The sequence below is a fragment of the Bacillus cereus group sp. BfR-BA-01350 genome (genome assembly GCF_022663775.1).
In the GTDB taxonomy this organism is placed as follows: Bacteria; Bacillota; Bacilli; order Bacillales; family Bacillaceae_G; genus Bacillus_A; species Bacillus_A paranthracis.
On the sequence record NZ_JAKUGD010000018.1, the window covers coordinates 1 to 16,495 of the forward strand.

Here is a 16,495-nt window from a genome sequence, read left to right on the forward strand (position 1 = left end):
CAGTAGCTCCGGTAGGACCTGTAACTCCCGTAGGACCAGTAGCTCCGGTAGGACCTGTAACTCCCGTAGAACCAGTGGCTCCCGTAGGACCTGTAACCCCCGTAGAACCAGTGGCTCCCGTAGGACCGGTGGCTCCCGTAGGACCAGTGGCTCCGCTAGGACCTGTAACCCCCGTAGAACCAGTGGCTCCCGTAGGACCTGTAACTCCCGTAGAACCAGTGGCTCCGGTAGGACCTGTAACTCCCGTAGAACCAGTGGTTCCCGTAGGACCAGTGGCTCCGCTAGGACCTGTAACTCCGGTAGGTCCTGTAATTCCGGTAGGACCTGTATCTCCGGTAGGGCCTGTATCTCCGGTAGGGCCTGTAGTTCCCGTAGAACCAGTGGCTCCGCTAGGACCGGTGGCTCCAGTAGAACCAGTAGCTCCGGTCGGACCGGTCGGTAGTGTAAATGGTGGAGTTGGCGGCAATGTAGGGCCTACAAGACTAGGATCAAACGCTGCAGCAGATATGAAATCAGCTTGGGCTAATTCGTTTGAATACTCTTCTTCATTCTCATCTGACATTATATACCTCCTTTCTCTTTAAAAAATTTATTCAATGTAGGGCTTGTACATACTATAAATTATAAAAAAACAGTCTTTTCTAAAATAATTGAAAATATTCTTTGGATTTTCAAAGATTTATTTATTTATTTATTATTAATCAAGGTTAATCTCATTTGTATTTTATAAAAAATCCATTAAAAGAACTCTTACCAAAAACCAATATTTTTGTAACATTTCTCCCCTTGCTTCTATTTCTATATTTATAAGGGTTTTCGAGTTACAAAAAATAGTTACCAAAAGTATTACCAAATACCTTTACAATAAATGAACCTTCGGTACAATGAAAATATATGATTGTACAGGAGGAAGCAAATGATTATTGGTTATGCACGCGTATCTACGATTGATCAAAATTTAGATCGGCAAATCCATTCACTTACTGAATATGGATGTGAAAAAGTCATTCAAGAAAAATTCACTGGAACAATTCGAAAAAGACAAGGTCTTATAAATTTGTTTGATGTGATAAGAAAAGGAGATACTGTTGTAGTTGAAAGTATCTCACGTTTAGGACGGAAAACATTAGATATCCTAAGTATTATCCAACAGTTCGAAGAAATAGGAGTTCAATTTGTATCATTGAAAGAGAATATGGATACAGGAACGCCTACAGGTAAGGCTATGTTGCAAATGATGTGTGTCATTGCAGAATTAGAAAGAAATTTGATTGCAGAACGAGTGAAAGAAGGATTAGAAGCAAGTAAGAAACGTGGAAAAAAATTAGGTAGACCCAAATTAGAAAAAGAAAAACTCTCAATTGCATTACGCATGTATGACAGTAAAGAATACTCTATTAAAGAAATTGTAGAAGGAACTGGTGTATCACAAGGTTCTCTTTATCGAGCAATTAATCAACGAAAACTCGAATAAACACAGAATTAATAACCCTCTAAGTTTTCTATGCACCCTCTACATATTAAAGAGCCAATTTACTCTTAACGGGGTAAATTTCGGCTCTTTTTTAGATAAATTCTCTTAGCGTGGTTTTTTTCCGAAATGCTGGCGGTACCCCTTGTAGTGATAGGGTTGGGCTTTATTGCTTTGCTTATCCTTATTTTCACACGAGGCAACCTTGGATATAAGCAAAATTCTAATCAGGTAGGATTCAGTAACAGCCAAACTATAAGTGAATAGAAACGAAAACCATAAAATAGTGTTAATGGATTTAGGGCGGTATCCCTACTATTTTAATATTTACGTATCCGATTAGAGCGAGTTTACTATTAAACATAATTATTAAAACTTTAGAAAATAGTAATCACTTGAAAGGCATGTAAGACATGCCTTTCTTTTTTATGTATAATTTATAGCTTAACTTCAAAAGATAGTTCTTTATGCTTATATTCACCCCACAATATTTTCGAACTTTTCCATAGTATTACTAATTTCAATTTGATTATTAATCACTTCTCTTTGTAATTTTTCAGTCACATTCCTAACAATGGTTACACCATTTGTGATACTCTCTACATTTAAATTTATTTTTTTTATTGCACCATCAACATTACTTGCCAATCTTCTTACCTCTTCTGCTACTACTGCAAATCCACGTCCATGTTCTCCTACTCTTGCCGCTTCAATTGCTGCATTTAAAGATAAAATATTAGTTTGGGAAGAAATTTCCTTAATCATTTGAGCAATTTCACTTACTAAGTTAATCTGTTCTTTTAAAGATTGTAGAGCTTTCATATTTTCCTTAGAATTAATGTCGACTTTACTTCCTAAATCTATAGATAAATTCTTTAAATGTGAAACAACTTCTCTTGTTTGATTTTCACGATTTGTAATATCCGTTGCAATTTTTAGTACAGCATCTACTACCCCTTGTTCATTTTTAATTGGAATATAGGTAGCCTCAAACCAAATTAAATCGCCTTTTTTACCAACTCTTTGAATTTTCTTTTGAAACTTAATTCCCTTTTTTAAATTCTCCCATAACTGATTATATTCTCTACTATTTATAAAACTATGGGGACAAAATTGTTTATGTACCATGTTCTTCATTTCACTGATTGTATAACCTAAAGCTTGTGCAAAATGATCATTTACCCAAATTACCTCTGTATCTAAGTTAAATTCTATCATTGCTAAATTGGATTCCAGTCCAACCAAAATCATTGTTTGATCTAGTACCTGATTGCTTACACTTGATGAAAGATTCATAATAACCTCCATTTATCGTTTACACATATTATAACATTTAATAAATATAATTAATACAATAAAAGGACCTACTTGTATTAACAAGACATAGGTCCTTTTATGATTTAAATGTTAAAAACATAAAAATATTATAAACGAATTTTAATTTACTTTACGCCCACTTGATTCCAAGCATTTTCTACTGCTTTATAGGTTGCACTACCATAGCCATCATAATCAGCTGCGGATTGTAATAAAGCTGTACGAGCTTGTTTAAAATCACTTGTTGGTGTTAAATATGTTGTTAACGCGCGATAATAGATCTTTTCTGCTTTCTCTTTACCAATAGCATTGATTGTCAGATATGCAGCCTTATTCGGAATACCACTATTAATATGTACCCCACCGTTATCGCCTTCTTCAGTTGCAGGAAGGTATTGATAATCCCTCATATGAGAAGGTTGGCCATATTTTTCAGGATTTGATAAACTGCGAAGTGCATCTCCAGAAATACCAGGCGTATATACAGCTTCTCCTAAATCCCAATTTGTTGGATCAACAAAATATCCAAATACATCAGAGAAAGATTCATTTAATGCACCTGATTGATTTACATAACGAAGATCAGCTGAATACTGTGTCACAGCGTGAGTTAATTCATGCGCAACAACATCAAGGGAACCTGAAAGTGGAGAGAATATGCGCCCATCACCATCTCCATAAACCATTTGCTGCCCATTCCAAAATGCATTATTTACATTTACTCCATAATTTACACCAGAGCGAATTGTTTTTCCTTTTCCATCAAAACTGTTACGATTGTGAATATTTTTATAGTAGTCATAGACTTTTCCAGCATTATAATGAGCATCGACCGCAGGTCCTTGATCTTTATTTATCCAAGCATTATCATTATCCAGTAGACGATAGTTAACTGGATAATCTGCATCACTATGATTTACCGTAAATGTTTCAATATAGCCTCCATTCATAGGCTTTGTTGTGTCTTTTAAATAGTATTTTTTCTGTACACTATCAAATGTTGTATTCAGTTCTTTTCGATCCCCTAATACTCCATATCCATATCCTTTTTGAGCGCTATCTGCGTCTGTAACTGCATTATATGAATCTATGATTGATCCATCTTCTGCATTCACATAAATTTGCCAGTTAGCTCCATAAGGTTTAATAAATTGCAGTTGCACTTTAAACGTTAGATAATACTTTCCGTCTTTTTCATATACAACTAAGTCCGCTTTTTCATTTGTAGAATCTAAGTTTTCTTTTACCTGGTCTAATGTGTTTCCATCTACTTTTACTAATGTATCATTTTTTGTAAGTTTAATATGTTTCCAAGCATTTGAAAGCGCTGTTTCTTTTGTAATCTTTGCTTCTGTATCACCTTTTAAACTTTCTGCAGCAGCCGGATGAACATCTCCATTTACTGTTTTTACCTTGCCCTCTTTATCTGTATGAACAATGAATTGTGCACCATCAACAGGCACCTTATTTACAGACCTTGTATAAACATAATGTTTCATACCTAAATCATCCGATTTCACTTCTTTCAGTGTCAGATCCGTTTGTGGATTTACCTTAAATAGTTCTTTATTTTCTTCAAGAAACTCTTTCACTGCTTTTTGAGTTTCTACCTTTTTATCAGATAATTCACCTGAAAGAAATGATGGACTTCCTTGTTCCTCATTCCAATTCTTTTGTTGCACTTCCATTTTATCCATTACTTCTTTTTGGGATGCTTGTTCTTCTGCAAATGCAGTTGAAAAAGGCGCACCTAACATTGTTCCTGCAGCAAGCAATGTAATAACAGTTTTTTTCATACATTTTCCCCCTTCAATATAAGTAAAATAAAAAATATAATTACAAAATTAAATATACAATTACTTTCAAAGTATTTATATAGATATGAATAATTACATATTCATATCTATAAAGTATTGTCTATTCCCAAAATGAATTCAGAATATTAAAATTAAAGGGCGTAAGGATGTTTCTAAAAAATGAGTTGAAGGGATGATTTTGAATACTTCATCTATAAAAAATGCCTGCAAATTTCTCTAGGGGTATTTTTATGATTTATTATTGATTGATTCCTTTTCTATCTACTATTTTCTTATAACAGCCATGTTTAACTATCTTTCTCACATTTTATGATCCTATTTATTAGCTAGAGAGCATTCCAAAACTAGATTTTAATTGTGTCATATTTATTACATATTAGAATTCCAAGAGGTATTATAAGGATATTTGAATAAATTAAAATAGTATAGAAATAAAATGAAAGGAGTATTACATCATGAGTTATAAAAAAGTAGTGTGTACTTGAAATTTTAAAAAGTTAAACAACTTAATTTTTCGTTTTAATAGTGTTTTAAACATACCATATGAGGATGTGAGAAGATGAAGCTTGCACAAAGAATTTTAATTATAGTTGCATTTATTTTATCTCTGTGGAATTTTTCTAATGTCAATGATGTGTTTGCCGAGGAAGTTGAATTTTCAGGTGTAACTGCTCCCATCGGAGTAAATGTGCGCGATAATAAAAATTTAACTGGAAATATAATAGATGTTCTTCAAGGAAATCAAACCGTTTACTTCAATGGTTGGGAATATGGAGAGGGATTAAAGGATTATTGGACTGGAAGTATAGATAATCGTTGGTTTTATTTTTTTAAAAACGGTAAAAAAGCATATGTTGCTTCGGCATTTATAAATGGAAATCCACCTAATTCTACAACAACTGTTAAATTAAATGTTCCTAATATTAAACAACAGCAGTCTAATTGGTGTTGGGCAGGTACTTCAGTATCTGTTTTAAACTATTTGGGGCAACCAACTACACAACAGCAATTTGTAGGATATGTAAAAGGTGGCTTATACAATTATCCAGCTACTTCTAGAGAAATACAAAATGGTCTTAATTATTTTGGTTTAACTTCAACAATTAATAGGGGAACTCTTTCTTATGATGGGTTTAGAAGCCAAATTAATAGCAATAAGCCAATAATTACACTTATTAACTGGAAAAATGGAGGGAATATTGGTCATTTTCTTGTGTTAGATGGTTATTTTAAAGGTATAAATAATATGAACTATATTACTTATATGGATCCTTGGTATGGAGATCATTATCAACATAACTTTGAATCATTTAAAAATAACGATAGATTTTGGTGGAATGAAACAGTTCAAGATATTAGTAGAGAATATTAAATGAAAATAAGAAGGGAAATAAGTTTATGAAAAAAATAACGAGAACTATAATTTTAGTTGTATTTTTTAGTATTGCATTAATAAGTATGAATAAAATTGCTCAAGCAACTGATAACTCTAAAGAATCACCTGAAAAGATAGCACTAAAAGATTATCAAAATAGTAAAGGCACTCTATTAAAAGATGGCAAGCAACTTCATCAAAATCATAATTTTACGTCTAATTCAACTTTAGAAATATCCACATTTTTTTCCATGTTTATGAAATACAACAACAAAACATTATAAATAATGACTCCAAAAATCTATCTGAATATTTATTGCCTACAGATGAAAAATTATGGTTTATTTTAAATAGAAACAACCCAGAGGGATTAATTTTTACAAACGAACAAGAGCCTATACGTATGGGGGGGAGAAAACCGTAGTAAAGATTTATATAAAATCTATAGGTCTATACAAACAAATGTAAAAAAAATCAAAGAAATTATATATATTGAATTTGAAGGACAAGGATTATTTGTTGTTTCTCACGAAAATGGAGAAGAAGTATATGCAAGTGAGGGTGCTTCTCTTATCTTAGGAGTTCCATCAGCAAAAAAAATTAATCCTGATGAAATCATTTTAAAAATAAAGGAAAGAATTCTCTTATCTCAACAATAAGATTTAGGAATAGATACGAGAACGCCAACAGGAAAATTCTTTTTAACCGTCATGGCCGCCTTTAGTGAACTAGATCGAGAAATGATTAAGGAGAAACAACGTGCGGGAATAAAGTTAGCGAAACAAAAAGGAGTGTATAGAGGAAGATTGAAGAAATATACAGACAAGCACCCAGGTATGAATCATGCGATTGAATTAAGGAAGCATACCAATAAAACTGTTAAGGAAATCTGCCAGATTACAGGTGTGAGTCAGGCCGCTCTGTATCGTAGATTAAAAGAACTTGAATAAAGTTCTTTCTTTAATTTGTAATTAAACCCCAGAGTGGCCCCTCATACCCAGAATCGTTTCCGTACCCCTAAAATAACTGTTTTTAAAAATAACCCATTATCTTCCTTGAAATATTTGATACTATAAAATAAAGAACATTCAATTTATATAGGAGGGTGTAAAATGGGAATTAAAATGTCTAGTGCTTATCATCCCTTTTTAAATAGAATTGTCGGGATTGATGAGATTCAAGAAAATGAAGCCTTACAAACTGATTTATACTGTACTGATGAAAATTGTCGTAAACAACTTAGTTTTGTGGATGAGTTCGAACGTAAATATAATGACAAAACAATAAAAGTAAGAGCATTTCTTCGCTTAGCTGGTAAAGAAAAACATATTGAAACTTGCCAATTCAACACTGCTGATCAAGTTAAAGTAATTGCAAGAAGTGCAGAAGACTTAATGACTAGCTTAGAAAATGGAAAGTATGAATTTAGACTACATGTTATTAAAAACGCTTTACACAAAAAGAAAAACAGCGCTGTAGCTAGTGATGTTTTAGTACCAACAGGTGCCAAACAAAAGAATCCTCAAAAAGTTTATGAAAATAAAGGGAAGCTTTCTTCTTACCTTGCATCTATGAAAAAAATTATGCAGTTACGTACTCAACTTGAAGATCAAGACAGAGAATTACGTAATCTTGTAGTATTAAAATTTCATAACAAAAAGATTGATTGGAATAAATTTTTTTATGATACCGAGAATTTTAGGGAGGCTTTCGACTACCTTTCTACATCTCCAGATCATCCCATTTGCCTTCATGGTCGAATTAAATCAATAAACAAACCAACTGAAACATTCCCATACCATAGCATTTCACTTTATTCTCCTTGGGTTGAAAAAGCAGATAAAGATAATATAAAGCGAATTCCTTCCGTTTCTATTACGATTTATAATAAATCACTTGTTGAGGAAGTTATGCAAAAGTTTGAAGAAGGGATCAAACATATAGCTATTTTTTCCGATATAAATTATAAAGTTTCAAAAATAGTAATAGATGAGAAGAAACAAGAAAAACCTCAATATTTAAATTTGCAAGGAAAGTTAAACCGTCAAAAACAAATCCATATGTATTAAGTTGATCGAAACTTTTATTAAAGATCCCTAGTTACAATTAATTCCGTAACTAGGGATCTTTAATATTATATCCATTGCAATCAATTTCCTAATTTACTTTACAACAATTTTCACCTGCGCCACGATTATCAGCTGGTTTTATATGCCTAATATCAGCACCTTTTCCGCCTTCACGACAAAGGTCCATAGGATATTCATCCCGATCATATCCTTTTTTCGTTGGAACATTTGCTAATGATTGTTTTCTTCTTTCTGCGGCTCCACCCCGATCAATTGTACAAATATCTGTTTTGCCACTTGCAATCGCATCTTTAATATGCGCCGCGGTTTCCGGATACTTATTTGATGGAAACTCTATAACTTGTGCAATATCTTGTGTTCCACTTGTTTGTTTTGCAGGATTTGAATTTTGAATTGCTGAACATCCCGAAAATAGTAATCCCATTACTAAAATACTACTTACCGCCCCTTTAAAATTCATTATGCTCCCCCTTATGAAAATCTTAATCGAATTGGCTAAACGCGTAGTCATAAAATGCATCTGCAACATTCTCCACAAGATGATAAGAAACATACTTCTCCAATGCTTTCATTAACCTAGGCTTTTCATCTATAAAATTAATCGTGTAATCTATTAAGAAACTCCAATTCCAGGATGGAATTGCAATCAAACAACTATTTTTCATCTCATGTTCGCAAAAATAAACTGTTGGTGATTCATAACTTTTTAGAATTTCAAACTCTACACATTCCATCTATACCCCCCTATTCTTTATTGCTTAAATTAGAATATTTCTTATATCTTTTTTGTATATCATTAGTAATACTTATACTGACTATAATTGCTACCGCCAAGTACTTTATGTATTTAAAACCTGTATGCCCTACAACAACTATACTTCCAATAATAAGAACTATCGTGGTAAGAAATGAGATGATAAAAATACGTTCGTACTTTCGGGATTTACTTTCCTGTTCTAATCTTCCCTCTTTCATACTCTGGTTTCCCCCTTTGGATTCTTATAAAGTGAAATCCTCCATTGTTTTACGAATTTCATCAGCTTCGACACCAATGTATTGTAAAGTTTGACCTTGCGTCGCATGGCCAAATAGTTTCATCAAATAGTACACATCTTTCTTTCTCTGATAATAGTGATATCCAAACGTTTTTCGCATACTATGTGTTCCCCATTGTTCTGAATCAATACCGCAAGCCTCGGTCGCCTTATACAAGAAATTATGTACCATTTGTCTTGTAATGGGTTTATCCCCTTGACGACTTGGAAAAATCCAATCAGAATCAGCACGATTGCTTGTGTATTTCGCAATTTCTTGTTGTAAGACTGAATTGAAATACACTTCTACCGTTGTATCTGTTTTTTCCATTTTAATTTTCATGCCATCTTTTCCACGAACATCTTTTACACACAACCGTAAAATGTCACTAATGCGTAAACCTGTGTTAATTCCAAAATAAAAAGTAATTTCGATATGAGGAATTTTGCAACAGCCAATCTTTCATTTCTTCAATTTTTTCTATTGAACGAATTAGCTCATTTGCCCCAGGTTTTCGTCCCCCTTTCGTCATAAAACTTGACCTCCTAAAACTCTGTTGTAAGCTACAATATGTAAAACTTACTTTAACAATAACTATATTTTGTTAAACTGATAATCTTTTTCTTTTTATTTTATAGCGAAAAAAAAACAGTAATACCATAGAAAATCGCATGATATCGCTAGTTCTTATGAGTTTAACATTTTGTATCTTTTGTAAAACTTGTTTTCTGTTTTTTATTTTACCTTAATTTGCAAATGGTTTATAATTATATTATTCCGAATAATTAAACGTTATAATTGGACCATTATTTTATAGGAGGGCTTTACAAATGCAATTAACAGGACTAGAGCCATTGTATAACAGTATGATCGAACAAGACCTTCAACGTGTGAAATTTTCAATAACCATTAATAAAGCTGTTTTTAGTATTATTTACATAATAGATTCTACGCCTCATGCACTTGCTATTGGAGTAAGAAATAAAAATCTCTTCTTTGAAGTTGCCGTCAAAAAAGGATTTATTATTAATCCGTATTTAGGGGACAAATACGGGGACATTTGCGAAGCACTAGGATTAACTTCAAGTCCTTCACAACCTTTTAGTCCAAAGAAATTTTATGAGGAAATTAACAGCAAAATTCCAAATACCACAAGCCCCAGACAGCTTCCAAAACCAAGAGACTTTGCACCTTATAGAAAAGATGTAGAAGAACCGGAGAAAATTTACTTTTATGACTGGAGAGACAACACAATAAGGGGGGAAAAAGTTAGACCTAAGAATCTCGCTAAAACCAAACAATGGCTGAGTGAAGAGGCATATAAAATGTGCAAAACCTATAATATTAGTAGTTGTTGGACTGCAGATCCATCTAAAGAAAAAGAATTCACATTACCAAGATAAGCACTTAATACAAGGAGAGGGCTTATGAAATACGTTCAAGATTGTGAAGACCAAGAAACATATTATTTCCATGATACAACTTCATCAAATTTGGCAAACCTCTATCGTTATCGGGTACGCTCTCCTTTAGTGGGTGCTTGTATTGAAGGTGGCACAATAAATGATATAGAAATTGTACCTTTTACCATTGATAATGAACGGTATAATTTTACTAGATATTATCTAACATCCTTAATTAAATTCGCCTTTAATATTCAAAGACGTTTAGGATATGAAGAGACATACTATATGCCCATTGAATATGGACAAAATGTTTATCGCCATAAATACTTTGAAGATACCTTGTCCTTAGCAAATTCAATTCCTGATGACATGTTTTATGAAGCGATTAGAGACATCCAGAATATCTATAATCATGTTCAATACATGCTAAAAGTATGTGAATTAGTAGAAGAGGGGGGATTTATACGAGTTTATCGCTCTTTAAATACTATCGAATTAGCACAAGTCCTACGCCAAATAGACATTGGCGGTTTAAATAATCCAGAATTTTCATTCGAAATTGATACAAATATTTTGCTATCTGGACAATGCTTTAATAGGAATTTAGATACAGCTTATGGTCACAAATTGATAAAGGTTGGTTTTAAAGTCCCAGTCGAAGACATTATTATGCACCCCGATTTTTTATTAACCAAATATGCTAAAGCCTCTTATACACCCAATAGTCTAAAATATGAAAATGAAATTTTGTTTGTAAATAGGCACCCTAGAGGTAAACTAACATTTAAAACTAAAGATATATATGACATAAAAAAAGAAGCTTGTTATAAAAATATTGAAACTTTGAATCAAAATAGAGAAAATCATACTACTTATGGGAAACAATATACACGCCATAATAAATATGTAAATGATGCTGCATATTATTTAATGCTAGATACTCAATTTTTAATGGCAAATGATCAATTACAAGATGCTTTAGCAAAGTTAAAGCCACGATTAAGAAGAAAAGTGATAAAAGCTCTTACTAAATGGTATACACAATCCTGAGAAGCCGTTATGTATAAAATCAGCAAAAATTACGCTCTTTTAATTTTCTATTCTGATGATTACGGGGTATGATGCATATACGCGAGATACCCATCATCCATATAAAAACGGATACCCTTTTTAAAAGTGCGTATCCGTTTTTATATGGCAATGGATATTCATTATTTTTAACCATTTAGGCTTGTAAAATGTTACGTATTTCTTCTATACGTAAATTTGTAAACTTTGCAATATCTTCTATTGGCATTCCGTTTTTGTGCATACCACGAATAAGCTGTATTTTCCCTTTTTCAATGCCCTTTTCAATCCCTTTTTGTTCTGCATAAGCAAATTTTGCGGCTTCATCCATCAACGCTTTCTCCCTCGCTTCATACGCTTGTCGGAAAGAAGAATCTTGACTCATACGTTCCCATTTATTCATGGCTTTTTGTAAAATCGGGTCTTGGCTCATCGCAATATCCTCCAATGTTTGGGTTAATTGTTCATCTTCATTCGCTGGAAGTAATAATAACCAACGAACAAACGAATCTTCCCAGGGATTTACTTGTTCATTCCGCCACTGTTGCATCAGCTTTGGAATCTCCACAATATGAACTTCAATATCATCACTTAACTTCTTTTGTTGCTGTTGATTCCATAGAATGCCTGTTGTATGGAATGCCTTGTATTCAGGAAACATAACGAAATTTAACAAATTAATCGTAATTGTTTTATGAAGGGAACTATACGGCATTCCCTTTTGTAGCTGGGATGTATATAGCCTTCCCCAATAATATAAACTTCTCTTAATCATATCATGATTGTTATTCAGCTGTATTTCTACATTTACCTTTGTACCTGTATCTAATGTAGCGGAAATATCTAAAATCGATAATTTATCCTCTTCATGTTCTCGGTGCAAGTGTGGATCTTCTAATTGTAACGAAACAATAGGTGATTCTAAAGAATCCTGCAACATCGCGTTTAAAAAAGCAATCAAAATATCTTCATTTCCACTTGTGCCAAATAATTGTTTAAAAGCAAAATCAATGCGTAAATTCACTAATTGTTGGTTGGACATGGGTTTTCCTCTCCCCATCTCATATGATGTTTTTCTTTCATTGTACATAAAAAAGTGATACACACGCAACTAAGCCCTTATGTCAACATATTAATTTGTATTCCTTCAGAAAAGTTCTTCAAAATCCATCTCATATAAATCTCCTTTACATTATCTATTTTACAACAAAACATACCACTTACTATACAGCTCTGTTATAATTAAATATCTAAAAATATATACTATAAATTAGCCTAAAAGGAGGATTGAACAAAATTTCAGAGTTAACAATCAGACTATTACTTATATTTTTCCCTGGCATTATTTCATTACTATTCATTGATACTCTAACACCTCATAGGGTAAGAGAGTTTAAAATGTTTCTACTTCACTCCTTTATACTAGGGTTAGCATCGTATTTTTTATTATATGTATTCATTTCTATTAATAACTTTTTCGTTATAATGAAAGGACTAATCCCTACATGGAAAGTTAGCTTCCTAAACTCTCTAGTCAACAAACAAGCATCTATAGATATCAAAGAAGTTGTAATTGCCACATTTGTGGCGATATTATTAGCCTTTGTTATTTCTACAATACTTAATCGTAAATTTCTGCATAAATTAGCAAAAAAAATAGGGGTCAGCAAAAAATTTGGTCAATTAGATGTTTGGTCATATGTATTCGATTCACCACAATCCGTTTGGGTAATTATTAGAGATTTAGAAAATGATTTAATGTATCAAGGATGGGTTGAAGCTTTTTCCGATACATTCGATAATAATGAACTTTTCATTCGAGATGTAGATGTATACAGAAATTCTGATGCTCAAAAACTTTACTCTATGCAAGCAGTGTACATCACTAAAGATAAATCTAATTTAATAATTGAATTCCCTTAAAAGCATAATATTTTGTACAGGAGGAATTATAATGGAAAAAAATAAAAGTTTACAAGAAAGTTCTATAAAAAAAGGTGGATTAAATGATAAACCTTTAACACCTAGACCTCCCGCTCCACCTGCACAACCACCTAAACAAAACAAAAATAATTAAACTAAAAAGAAGCTAGTATACTAGCTTCTTTTTAGTTTAATTATAGGTTAAATACCAACTTTTATATCTTACGTGCTTTTGCCAACTTCCAATAATGATATCCCATAGCAGTTAAACGGCAAGCTGTTGAATTCACAGCAGCATAATACATGTGTTCTGCATCAACTGGTACTACCAATCCAACACGTGCTAGCTTCTGAAGATTTCCAAAAATCTCTTCATTTATAGGATTACGTGGTTCTTCTGTTGGTTCAAACGATGGATCTAATGAGAAATACTCTTCTTGACTAGCAAAATATTCGCTTAGTTTTCTAAGGAGTTCCACAGAAATAGGCGGATTAACTGTCCTTAATGATGTAAATGTAGACACGTTTGTTTTAAATATTGGTCGTTGATCCCATGCGCCTAACGTTCTATCTATATAAGAATATACACTACTTGGTGTAATGTTCCCCATCAAATCTGAAGCTCCACCATGTAATGCTTCTACTAACAACGATGTAAATACGCTCGAACCATCAACTTCTAATGCCGGTTCATTTTTCCTACTAGCTGTTAGAACTGTCATTCCTTCACAAATAGAAGCTAATCCCGTTGTTTTATTACTGTCCTGTATACCAAACATCCCCGAATTACAACAATCTAATATAATAATTTTATTTTTAGCTTTTGATTCAGTTGCGAAACTTAAAATATCATGCATGGATACTCCTTCATTATCTGTTTGATAATCAGTTGTAGCCACATATCCACCCGTAGATGTTACAACCCCATGACCAGAGAAATACAAAAGAGCAACATCATTTTCACCTTCAAACAACTCACGTATTGCTGCTTTTAACCCAACTTTGCTACATTCGTCTGTAATAAGTTTACAATCAAAATTAGGAGAACCATCGCTATTACTTTGCAGTACACTATGTACACTATGTGCGTCGCTTATCGCTCCTTTTAAAGGAGCTGTCGGGTAATTACCCAGACCTATAATAAGTGCTTTTTTCGCACCATACATATCTACCTTCCTCCTTTACAGTTCACCCTTAATTGCCTTGATTAATGACTTTGAATTCCATTTTACAATAACATCCGCATTGTCTTTTACTTTTTTAGATGTCCTTTGAGAGCCGAAGCGTTCCACTGCTATGATTTTTTTAGGAACGATAAATCCTGTTTTAGCCAATTGAATTTCTTCATCAATCCATTTGCTGTATGAAGAGTATACTCCTGCTAAAATAATAACCACATGACACGAACTCATTTGCCTCTTAATTGCTTCGCGTAATTCTTTATCATTCTTTGCATTATGAATCGGATCATTTTTAGGAACTGAATAATTTTTATATAAAAAATCCTCATCTTTATTTAACAATTCTATTAAACCTTCATATTCGTTGCTATAAGCCCATGAATGACTTATAAACAGGTTGTACTTACTAGCCAAATCAATTTCACCCTTCCTCTATAAGTTCTCAAAAAACACGTCAATTGAGATATCTCTATTATACCTAATTTAATGTCAGGAAGAACATATATTTACCAAAATCTACACTCATTCTTTTAAACATTACACTTATAACATTTTTCAACTCTTCCATACTTAGCCAATACTAATGAACTTGAAAATACACTAAAAAGACTATCGGTATAATAGGTACAAAAACACCATCTACAAATACTGTAAATGGTGTTTTTAGTCATTTATATTTGTAAAATGTTTCGTATTTTTTCTATACGTAAATTTGTAAATTTTGTAATATCTTCTATCAGCATCCTATGTTTATGCATACCGCGAATAAGTTGCATTTTCCCTTCTTCTATTCCCTTTTTAGGGAACTTTTTTCATTATTTTATTCAATCGTATATCGACTATCTTCTGAAACACATAAATTGGCCGCATTCACTTTTATACTACACTTTCCTAATCGCCGTTTTACTTCCGATTGTAATTTTTCATTTGCTTCCTCTAGAGAACTTGCTGGAATAATTGTAGATTGTGAGCCTGTTACCTTGCCACTATACATCACTGAAAAGTTCAATTCATATTGATGTATCAAGATTTCTCCACTCCTTTTTTCATGGATTTCCTCACAGATCATTCTTATTTGTCGCTTGCTCCTGTTGTTTTTGAAGATAGGTACGCATTTGCGGTACATACCAGCTTTTTCTTAAGCGGATGATCGCAATTCCCACAATTAAAATCAAAAAGGCTTGTAGGAAAATATCTTGTGTTTCCCATAACGTGCACAAATACAGAAGACTTCCCGAACAAAAATAATACATGGCCAATAATAGGTTTATATTTGCGATTATCATTTGTTTCTTTACAATCGCGGCAATTCCTGCCAAAACAAGCGTACAAACTCCTATACTTAGCAAAATATATGCAATAACCTTAAAAAGAATCATCTTCACACCTCTTTTTCTTTAAAAATTCATTTGAACTACTTAAAAGGCTGAATAAGGGTCACAAACTCATTCGATACCAAATGTATTAACAATCCCTTTAAAATTAATTACAAGCGAATTTGAGGCGTCATTTTTTCTGGAATGGAAACTTTTTGTGTTGAAAATCATATATACTTTGTTTTCCAACACATCCAATTGAAAAACCTGTAAAAAAAGTTGCACCTATGATTTTTAAACCCCATTGCCATGTGTTTTCCTGTAAAAAATGGTGCGAAACATAGAGACATACTCCTGTACAAATAATGATCCAGATTCCATATTCATCATATTTTCTCTGTTCTAATTTTTGTTCCTGGAACGGATACACCTGGATAAACAAAAAGGCTATCAGCAAAACTGACAGCCCAATTCCCAATACAATCATTCTTTATCG

General features: G+C 32.8%; 21 protein-coding genes and 5 pseudogenes. 10 read left to right on the plus strand and 16 right to left on the minus strand.

Annotation, left to right across the window (positions count from 1 at the left end):
• Positions 1 to 562, minus strand: a 562-nt coding sequence (locus MR147_RS27295; protein WP_242304810.1) for an exosporium leader peptide-containing protein, incomplete at its 3' end; no start/stop codon positions are given.
• A 354-nt stretch (positions 563 to 916) separates the two neighbouring features.
• Here MR147_RS27295 and MR147_RS24640 point away from each other — a divergent pair.
• The gene (locus tag MR147_RS24640) at positions 917 to 1,474 is read left to right on the plus strand and encodes a recombinase family protein (RefSeq protein WP_000583545.1); all 558 of its coding nucleotides are present in this window, start codon (positions 917 to 919) and stop codon (positions 1,472 to 1,474) included.
• 144 nt (positions 1,475 to 1,618) lie between these two features.
• Positions 1,619 to 1,738 (plus strand): annotated as a pseudogene (locus tag MR147_RS24645) (CPBP family intramembrane glutamic endopeptidase); the annotation flags it as partial.
• Between the two features lie 210 nt (positions 1,739 to 1,948).
• Here the strand turns inward: MR147_RS24645 and MR147_RS27300 are convergent.
• From MR147_RS27300 to MR147_RS24660, 3 genes and pseudogenes are all read right to left on the minus strand, one after another.
• Complete coding sequence (locus tag MR147_RS27300) at positions 1,949 to 2,392, minus strand: methyl-accepting chemotaxis protein (RefSeq protein ID WP_372586867.1); 444 nt, start codon at positions 2,390 to 2,392, stop codon at positions 1,949 to 1,951.
• A pseudogene (locus MR147_RS27305) lies at positions 2,375 to 2,779 on the minus strand (PAS domain-containing protein); the annotation flags it as partial. The pseudogene MR147_RS27305 and the gene MR147_RS27300, both read right to left, overlap by 18 nt.
• 134 nt (positions 2,780 to 2,913) lie before the next feature.
• The gene (locus MR147_RS24660; protein ID WP_000754399.1) at positions 2,914 to 4,584 is read right to left on the minus strand and encodes a M4 family metallopeptidase; all 1,671 of its coding nucleotides are present in this window, start codon (positions 4,582 to 4,584) and stop codon (positions 2,914 to 2,916) included.
• A gap of 580 nt (positions 4,585 to 5,164) precedes the next feature.
• Between MR147_RS24660 and MR147_RS24665 the strand changes: the two genes are divergently transcribed.
• From MR147_RS24665 to MR147_RS24680, 4 genes and pseudogenes are all read left to right on the plus strand, one after another.
• Positions 5,165 to 5,977 carry a papain-like cysteine protease family protein gene (locus MR147_RS24665; protein WP_061678416.1) on the plus strand — a complete coding sequence of 271 codons (813 nt, stop codon included), beginning with the start codon at positions 5,165 to 5,167 and terminating at the stop codon, positions 5,975 to 5,977.
• 26 nt (positions 5,978 to 6,003) lie between these two features.
• A pseudogene (locus tag MR147_RS27310) lies at positions 6,004 to 6,639 on the plus strand (hypothetical protein).
• A pseudogene (locus MR147_RS24675) lies at positions 6,640 to 6,930 on the plus strand (recombinase family protein); the annotation flags it as partial.
• A 162-nt stretch (positions 6,931 to 7,092) separates the two neighbouring features.
• Positions 7,093 to 8,049 (plus strand): hypothetical protein, encoded by a 957-nt coding sequence (locus MR147_RS24680; protein WP_000511678.1) that lies wholly within the window; start codon positions 7,093 to 7,095, stop codon positions 8,047 to 8,049.
• An 88-nt stretch (positions 8,050 to 8,137) separates the two neighbouring features.
• Here the strand turns inward: MR147_RS24680 and MR147_RS24685 are convergent, their stop codons facing one another.
• From MR147_RS24685 to MR147_RS24705, 5 genes are read right to left on the minus strand one after another with little or no spacing between them, the layout of a single operon-like run.
• Positions 8,138 to 8,530 (minus strand): NucA/NucB deoxyribonuclease domain-containing protein, encoded by a 393-nt coding sequence (locus MR147_RS24685; RefSeq protein ID WP_061678415.1) that lies wholly within the window; start codon positions 8,528 to 8,530, stop codon positions 8,138 to 8,140.
• Between the two features lie 22 nt (positions 8,531 to 8,552).
• Positions 8,553 to 8,804, minus strand: a complete 252-nt coding sequence (locus MR147_RS24690) for a YueH family protein (RefSeq protein ID WP_000389052.1) — start codon at positions 8,802 to 8,804, stop codon at positions 8,553 to 8,555.
• Between the two features lie 10 nt (positions 8,805 to 8,814).
• A complete protein-coding gene (locus MR147_RS24695; RefSeq protein ID WP_000658017.1) occupies positions 8,815 to 9,045 on the minus strand; it encodes a hypothetical protein in 231 nt (76 codons plus the stop codon).
• A gap of 24 nt (positions 9,046 to 9,069) precedes the next feature.
• Positions 9,070 to 9,480 (minus strand): tyrosine-type recombinase/integrase, encoded by a 411-nt coding sequence (locus MR147_RS24700; RefSeq protein ID WP_002028802.1) that lies wholly within the window; start codon positions 9,478 to 9,480, stop codon positions 9,070 to 9,072.
• A gap of 31 nt (positions 9,481 to 9,511) precedes the next feature.
• Positions 9,512 to 9,637, minus strand: a complete 126-nt coding sequence (locus MR147_RS24705; RefSeq protein ID WP_000160190.1) for a hypothetical protein — start codon at positions 9,635 to 9,637, stop codon at positions 9,512 to 9,514.
• Between the two features lie 298 nt (positions 9,638 to 9,935).
• Here MR147_RS24705 and MR147_RS24710 point away from each other — a divergent pair, with 298 nt between their 5' ends.
• Entirely contained in the window at positions 9,936 to 10,508 is a 573-nt protein-coding gene (locus tag MR147_RS24710; protein ID WP_001177549.1) for a DUF6037 family protein, read from the plus strand.
• 24 nt (positions 10,509 to 10,532) lie between these two features.
• Positions 10,533 to 11,561 carry a hypothetical protein gene (locus tag MR147_RS24715; protein ID WP_000878402.1) on the plus strand — a complete coding sequence of 343 codons (1,029 nt, stop codon included), beginning with the start codon at positions 10,533 to 10,535 and terminating at the stop codon, positions 11,559 to 11,561.
• Between the two features lie 175 nt (positions 11,562 to 11,736).
• On the opposite strand, the gene MR147_RS24720 is transcribed toward MR147_RS24715, so the two are convergent.
• On the minus strand, positions 11,737 to 12,621 hold the full coding sequence (locus MR147_RS24720; RefSeq protein ID WP_000070879.1) for an Rpn family recombination-promoting nuclease/putative transposase: 885 nt from the start codon (positions 12,619 to 12,621) through the stop codon (positions 11,737 to 11,739).
• A 245-nt stretch (positions 12,622 to 12,866) separates the two neighbouring features.
• Here MR147_RS24720 and MR147_RS24725 point away from each other — a divergent pair, with 245 nt between their 5' ends.
• Both MR147_RS24725 and MR147_RS27090 read left to right on the plus strand, forming a co-directional pair.
• On the plus strand, positions 12,867 to 13,502 hold the full coding sequence (locus tag MR147_RS24725; RefSeq protein ID WP_001033845.1) for a DUF6338 family protein: 636 nt from the start codon (positions 12,867 to 12,869) through the stop codon (positions 13,500 to 13,502).
• Positions 13,503 to 13,533: 31 nt separating this feature from the next.
• Positions 13,534 to 13,656, plus strand: coding sequence for a hypothetical protein (locus MR147_RS27090; RefSeq protein WP_012580577.1), 123 nt, complete (start codon positions 13,534 to 13,536; stop codon positions 13,654 to 13,656).
• Between the two features lie 61 nt (positions 13,657 to 13,717).
• On the opposite strand, the gene MR147_RS24730 is transcribed toward MR147_RS27090, so the two are convergent.
• The 6 genes and pseudogenes from MR147_RS24730 to MR147_RS24755 all read right to left on the minus strand — a co-directional run bounded on the left by MR147_RS24730 (position 13,718) and on the right by MR147_RS24755 (position 16,486).
• Entirely contained in the window at positions 13,718 to 14,668 is a 951-nt protein-coding gene (locus MR147_RS24730; protein WP_000274130.1) for a caspase family protein, read from the minus strand.
• Positions 14,669 to 14,683: 15 nt separating this feature from the next.
• Positions 14,684 to 15,097: a TIR domain-containing protein gene (locus tag MR147_RS24735; protein ID WP_000157351.1), complete on the minus strand. Its 414-nt coding sequence runs from the start codon at positions 15,095 to 15,097 to the stop codon at positions 14,684 to 14,686.
• Between the two features lie 257 nt (positions 15,098 to 15,354).
• Positions 15,355 to 15,483 (minus strand): annotated as a pseudogene (locus tag MR147_RS24740) (Rpn family recombination-promoting nuclease/putative transposase); the annotation flags it as partial.
• Positions 15,484 to 15,503: 20 nt separating this feature from the next.
• Complete coding sequence (locus MR147_RS24745; RefSeq protein WP_012580580.1) at positions 15,504 to 15,710, minus strand: hypothetical protein; 207 nt, start codon at positions 15,708 to 15,710, stop codon at positions 15,504 to 15,506.
• Between the two features lie 31 nt (positions 15,711 to 15,741).
• Positions 15,742 to 16,062: a hypothetical protein gene (locus MR147_RS24750; RefSeq protein WP_000600086.1), complete on the minus strand. Its 321-nt coding sequence runs from the start codon at positions 16,060 to 16,062 to the stop codon at positions 15,742 to 15,744.
• Between the two features lie 127 nt (positions 16,063 to 16,189).
• Positions 16,190 to 16,486, minus strand: coding sequence for a hypothetical protein (locus MR147_RS24755; protein WP_000636253.1), 297 nt, complete (start codon positions 16,484 to 16,486; stop codon positions 16,190 to 16,192).
• Positions 16,487 to 16,495 lie beyond the last annotated feature (9 nt).

Excerpts from the sequence above, each read along its gene's own strand:
- MR147_RS27090 (WP_012580577.1), top strand. The coding sequence starts at position 13,534 with ATGGAAAAAAATAAAAGTTTACAAGAAAGTTCTATAAAAAAAGGTGGA.
- MR147_RS24680 (WP_000511678.1), top strand. The coding sequence starts at position 7,093 with ATGGGAATTAAAATGTCTAGTGCTTATCATCCCTTTTTAAATAGAATT.
- MR147_RS24710 (WP_001177549.1), top strand. The coding sequence starts at position 9,936 with ATGCAATTAACAGGACTAGAGCCATTGTATAACAGTATGATCGAACAA.
- MR147_RS24640 (WP_000583545.1), top strand. The coding sequence starts at position 917 with ATGATTATTGGTTATGCACGCGTATCTACGATTGATCAAAATTTAGAT.
- MR147_RS24695 (WP_000658017.1), bottom strand. The coding sequence starts at position 9,045 with ATGAAAGAGGGAAGATTAGAACAGGAAAGTAAATCCCGAAAGTACGAA.
- MR147_RS24665 (WP_061678416.1), top strand. The coding sequence starts at position 5,165 with ATGAAGCTTGCACAAAGAATTTTAATTATAGTTGCATTTATTTTATCT.
- MR147_RS24660 (WP_000754399.1), bottom strand. The coding sequence starts at position 4,584 with ATGAAAAAAACTGTTATTACATTGCTTGCTGCAGGAACAATGTTAGGT.
- MR147_RS24730 (WP_000274130.1), bottom strand. The coding sequence starts at position 14,668 with ATGTATGGTGCGAAAAAAGCACTTATTATAGGTCTGGGTAATTACCCG.
- MR147_RS24755 (WP_000636253.1), bottom strand. The coding sequence starts at position 16,486 with ATGATTGTATTGGGAATTGGGCTGTCAGTTTTGCTGATAGCCTTTTTG.
- MR147_RS24720 (WP_000070879.1), bottom strand. The coding sequence starts at position 12,621 with ATGTCCAACCAACAATTAGTGAATTTACGCATTGATTTTGCTTTTAAA.
- MR147_RS24705 (WP_000160190.1), bottom strand. The coding sequence starts at position 9,637 with ATGACGAAAGGGGGACGAAAACCTGGGGCAAATGAGCTAATTCGTTCA.
- MR147_RS24750 (WP_000600086.1), bottom strand. The coding sequence starts at position 16,062 with ATGATTCTTTTTAAGGTTATTGCATATATTTTGCTAAGTATAGGAGTT.
- MR147_RS24685 (WP_061678415.1), bottom strand. The coding sequence starts at position 8,530 with ATGAATTTTAAAGGGGCGGTAAGTAGTATTTTAGTAATGGGATTACTA.
- MR147_RS24690 (WP_000389052.1), bottom strand. The coding sequence starts at position 8,804 with ATGGAATGTGTAGAGTTTGAAATTCTAAAAAGTTATGAATCACCAACA.
- MR147_RS24715 (WP_000878402.1), top strand. The coding sequence starts at position 10,533 with ATGAAATACGTTCAAGATTGTGAAGACCAAGAAACATATTATTTCCAT.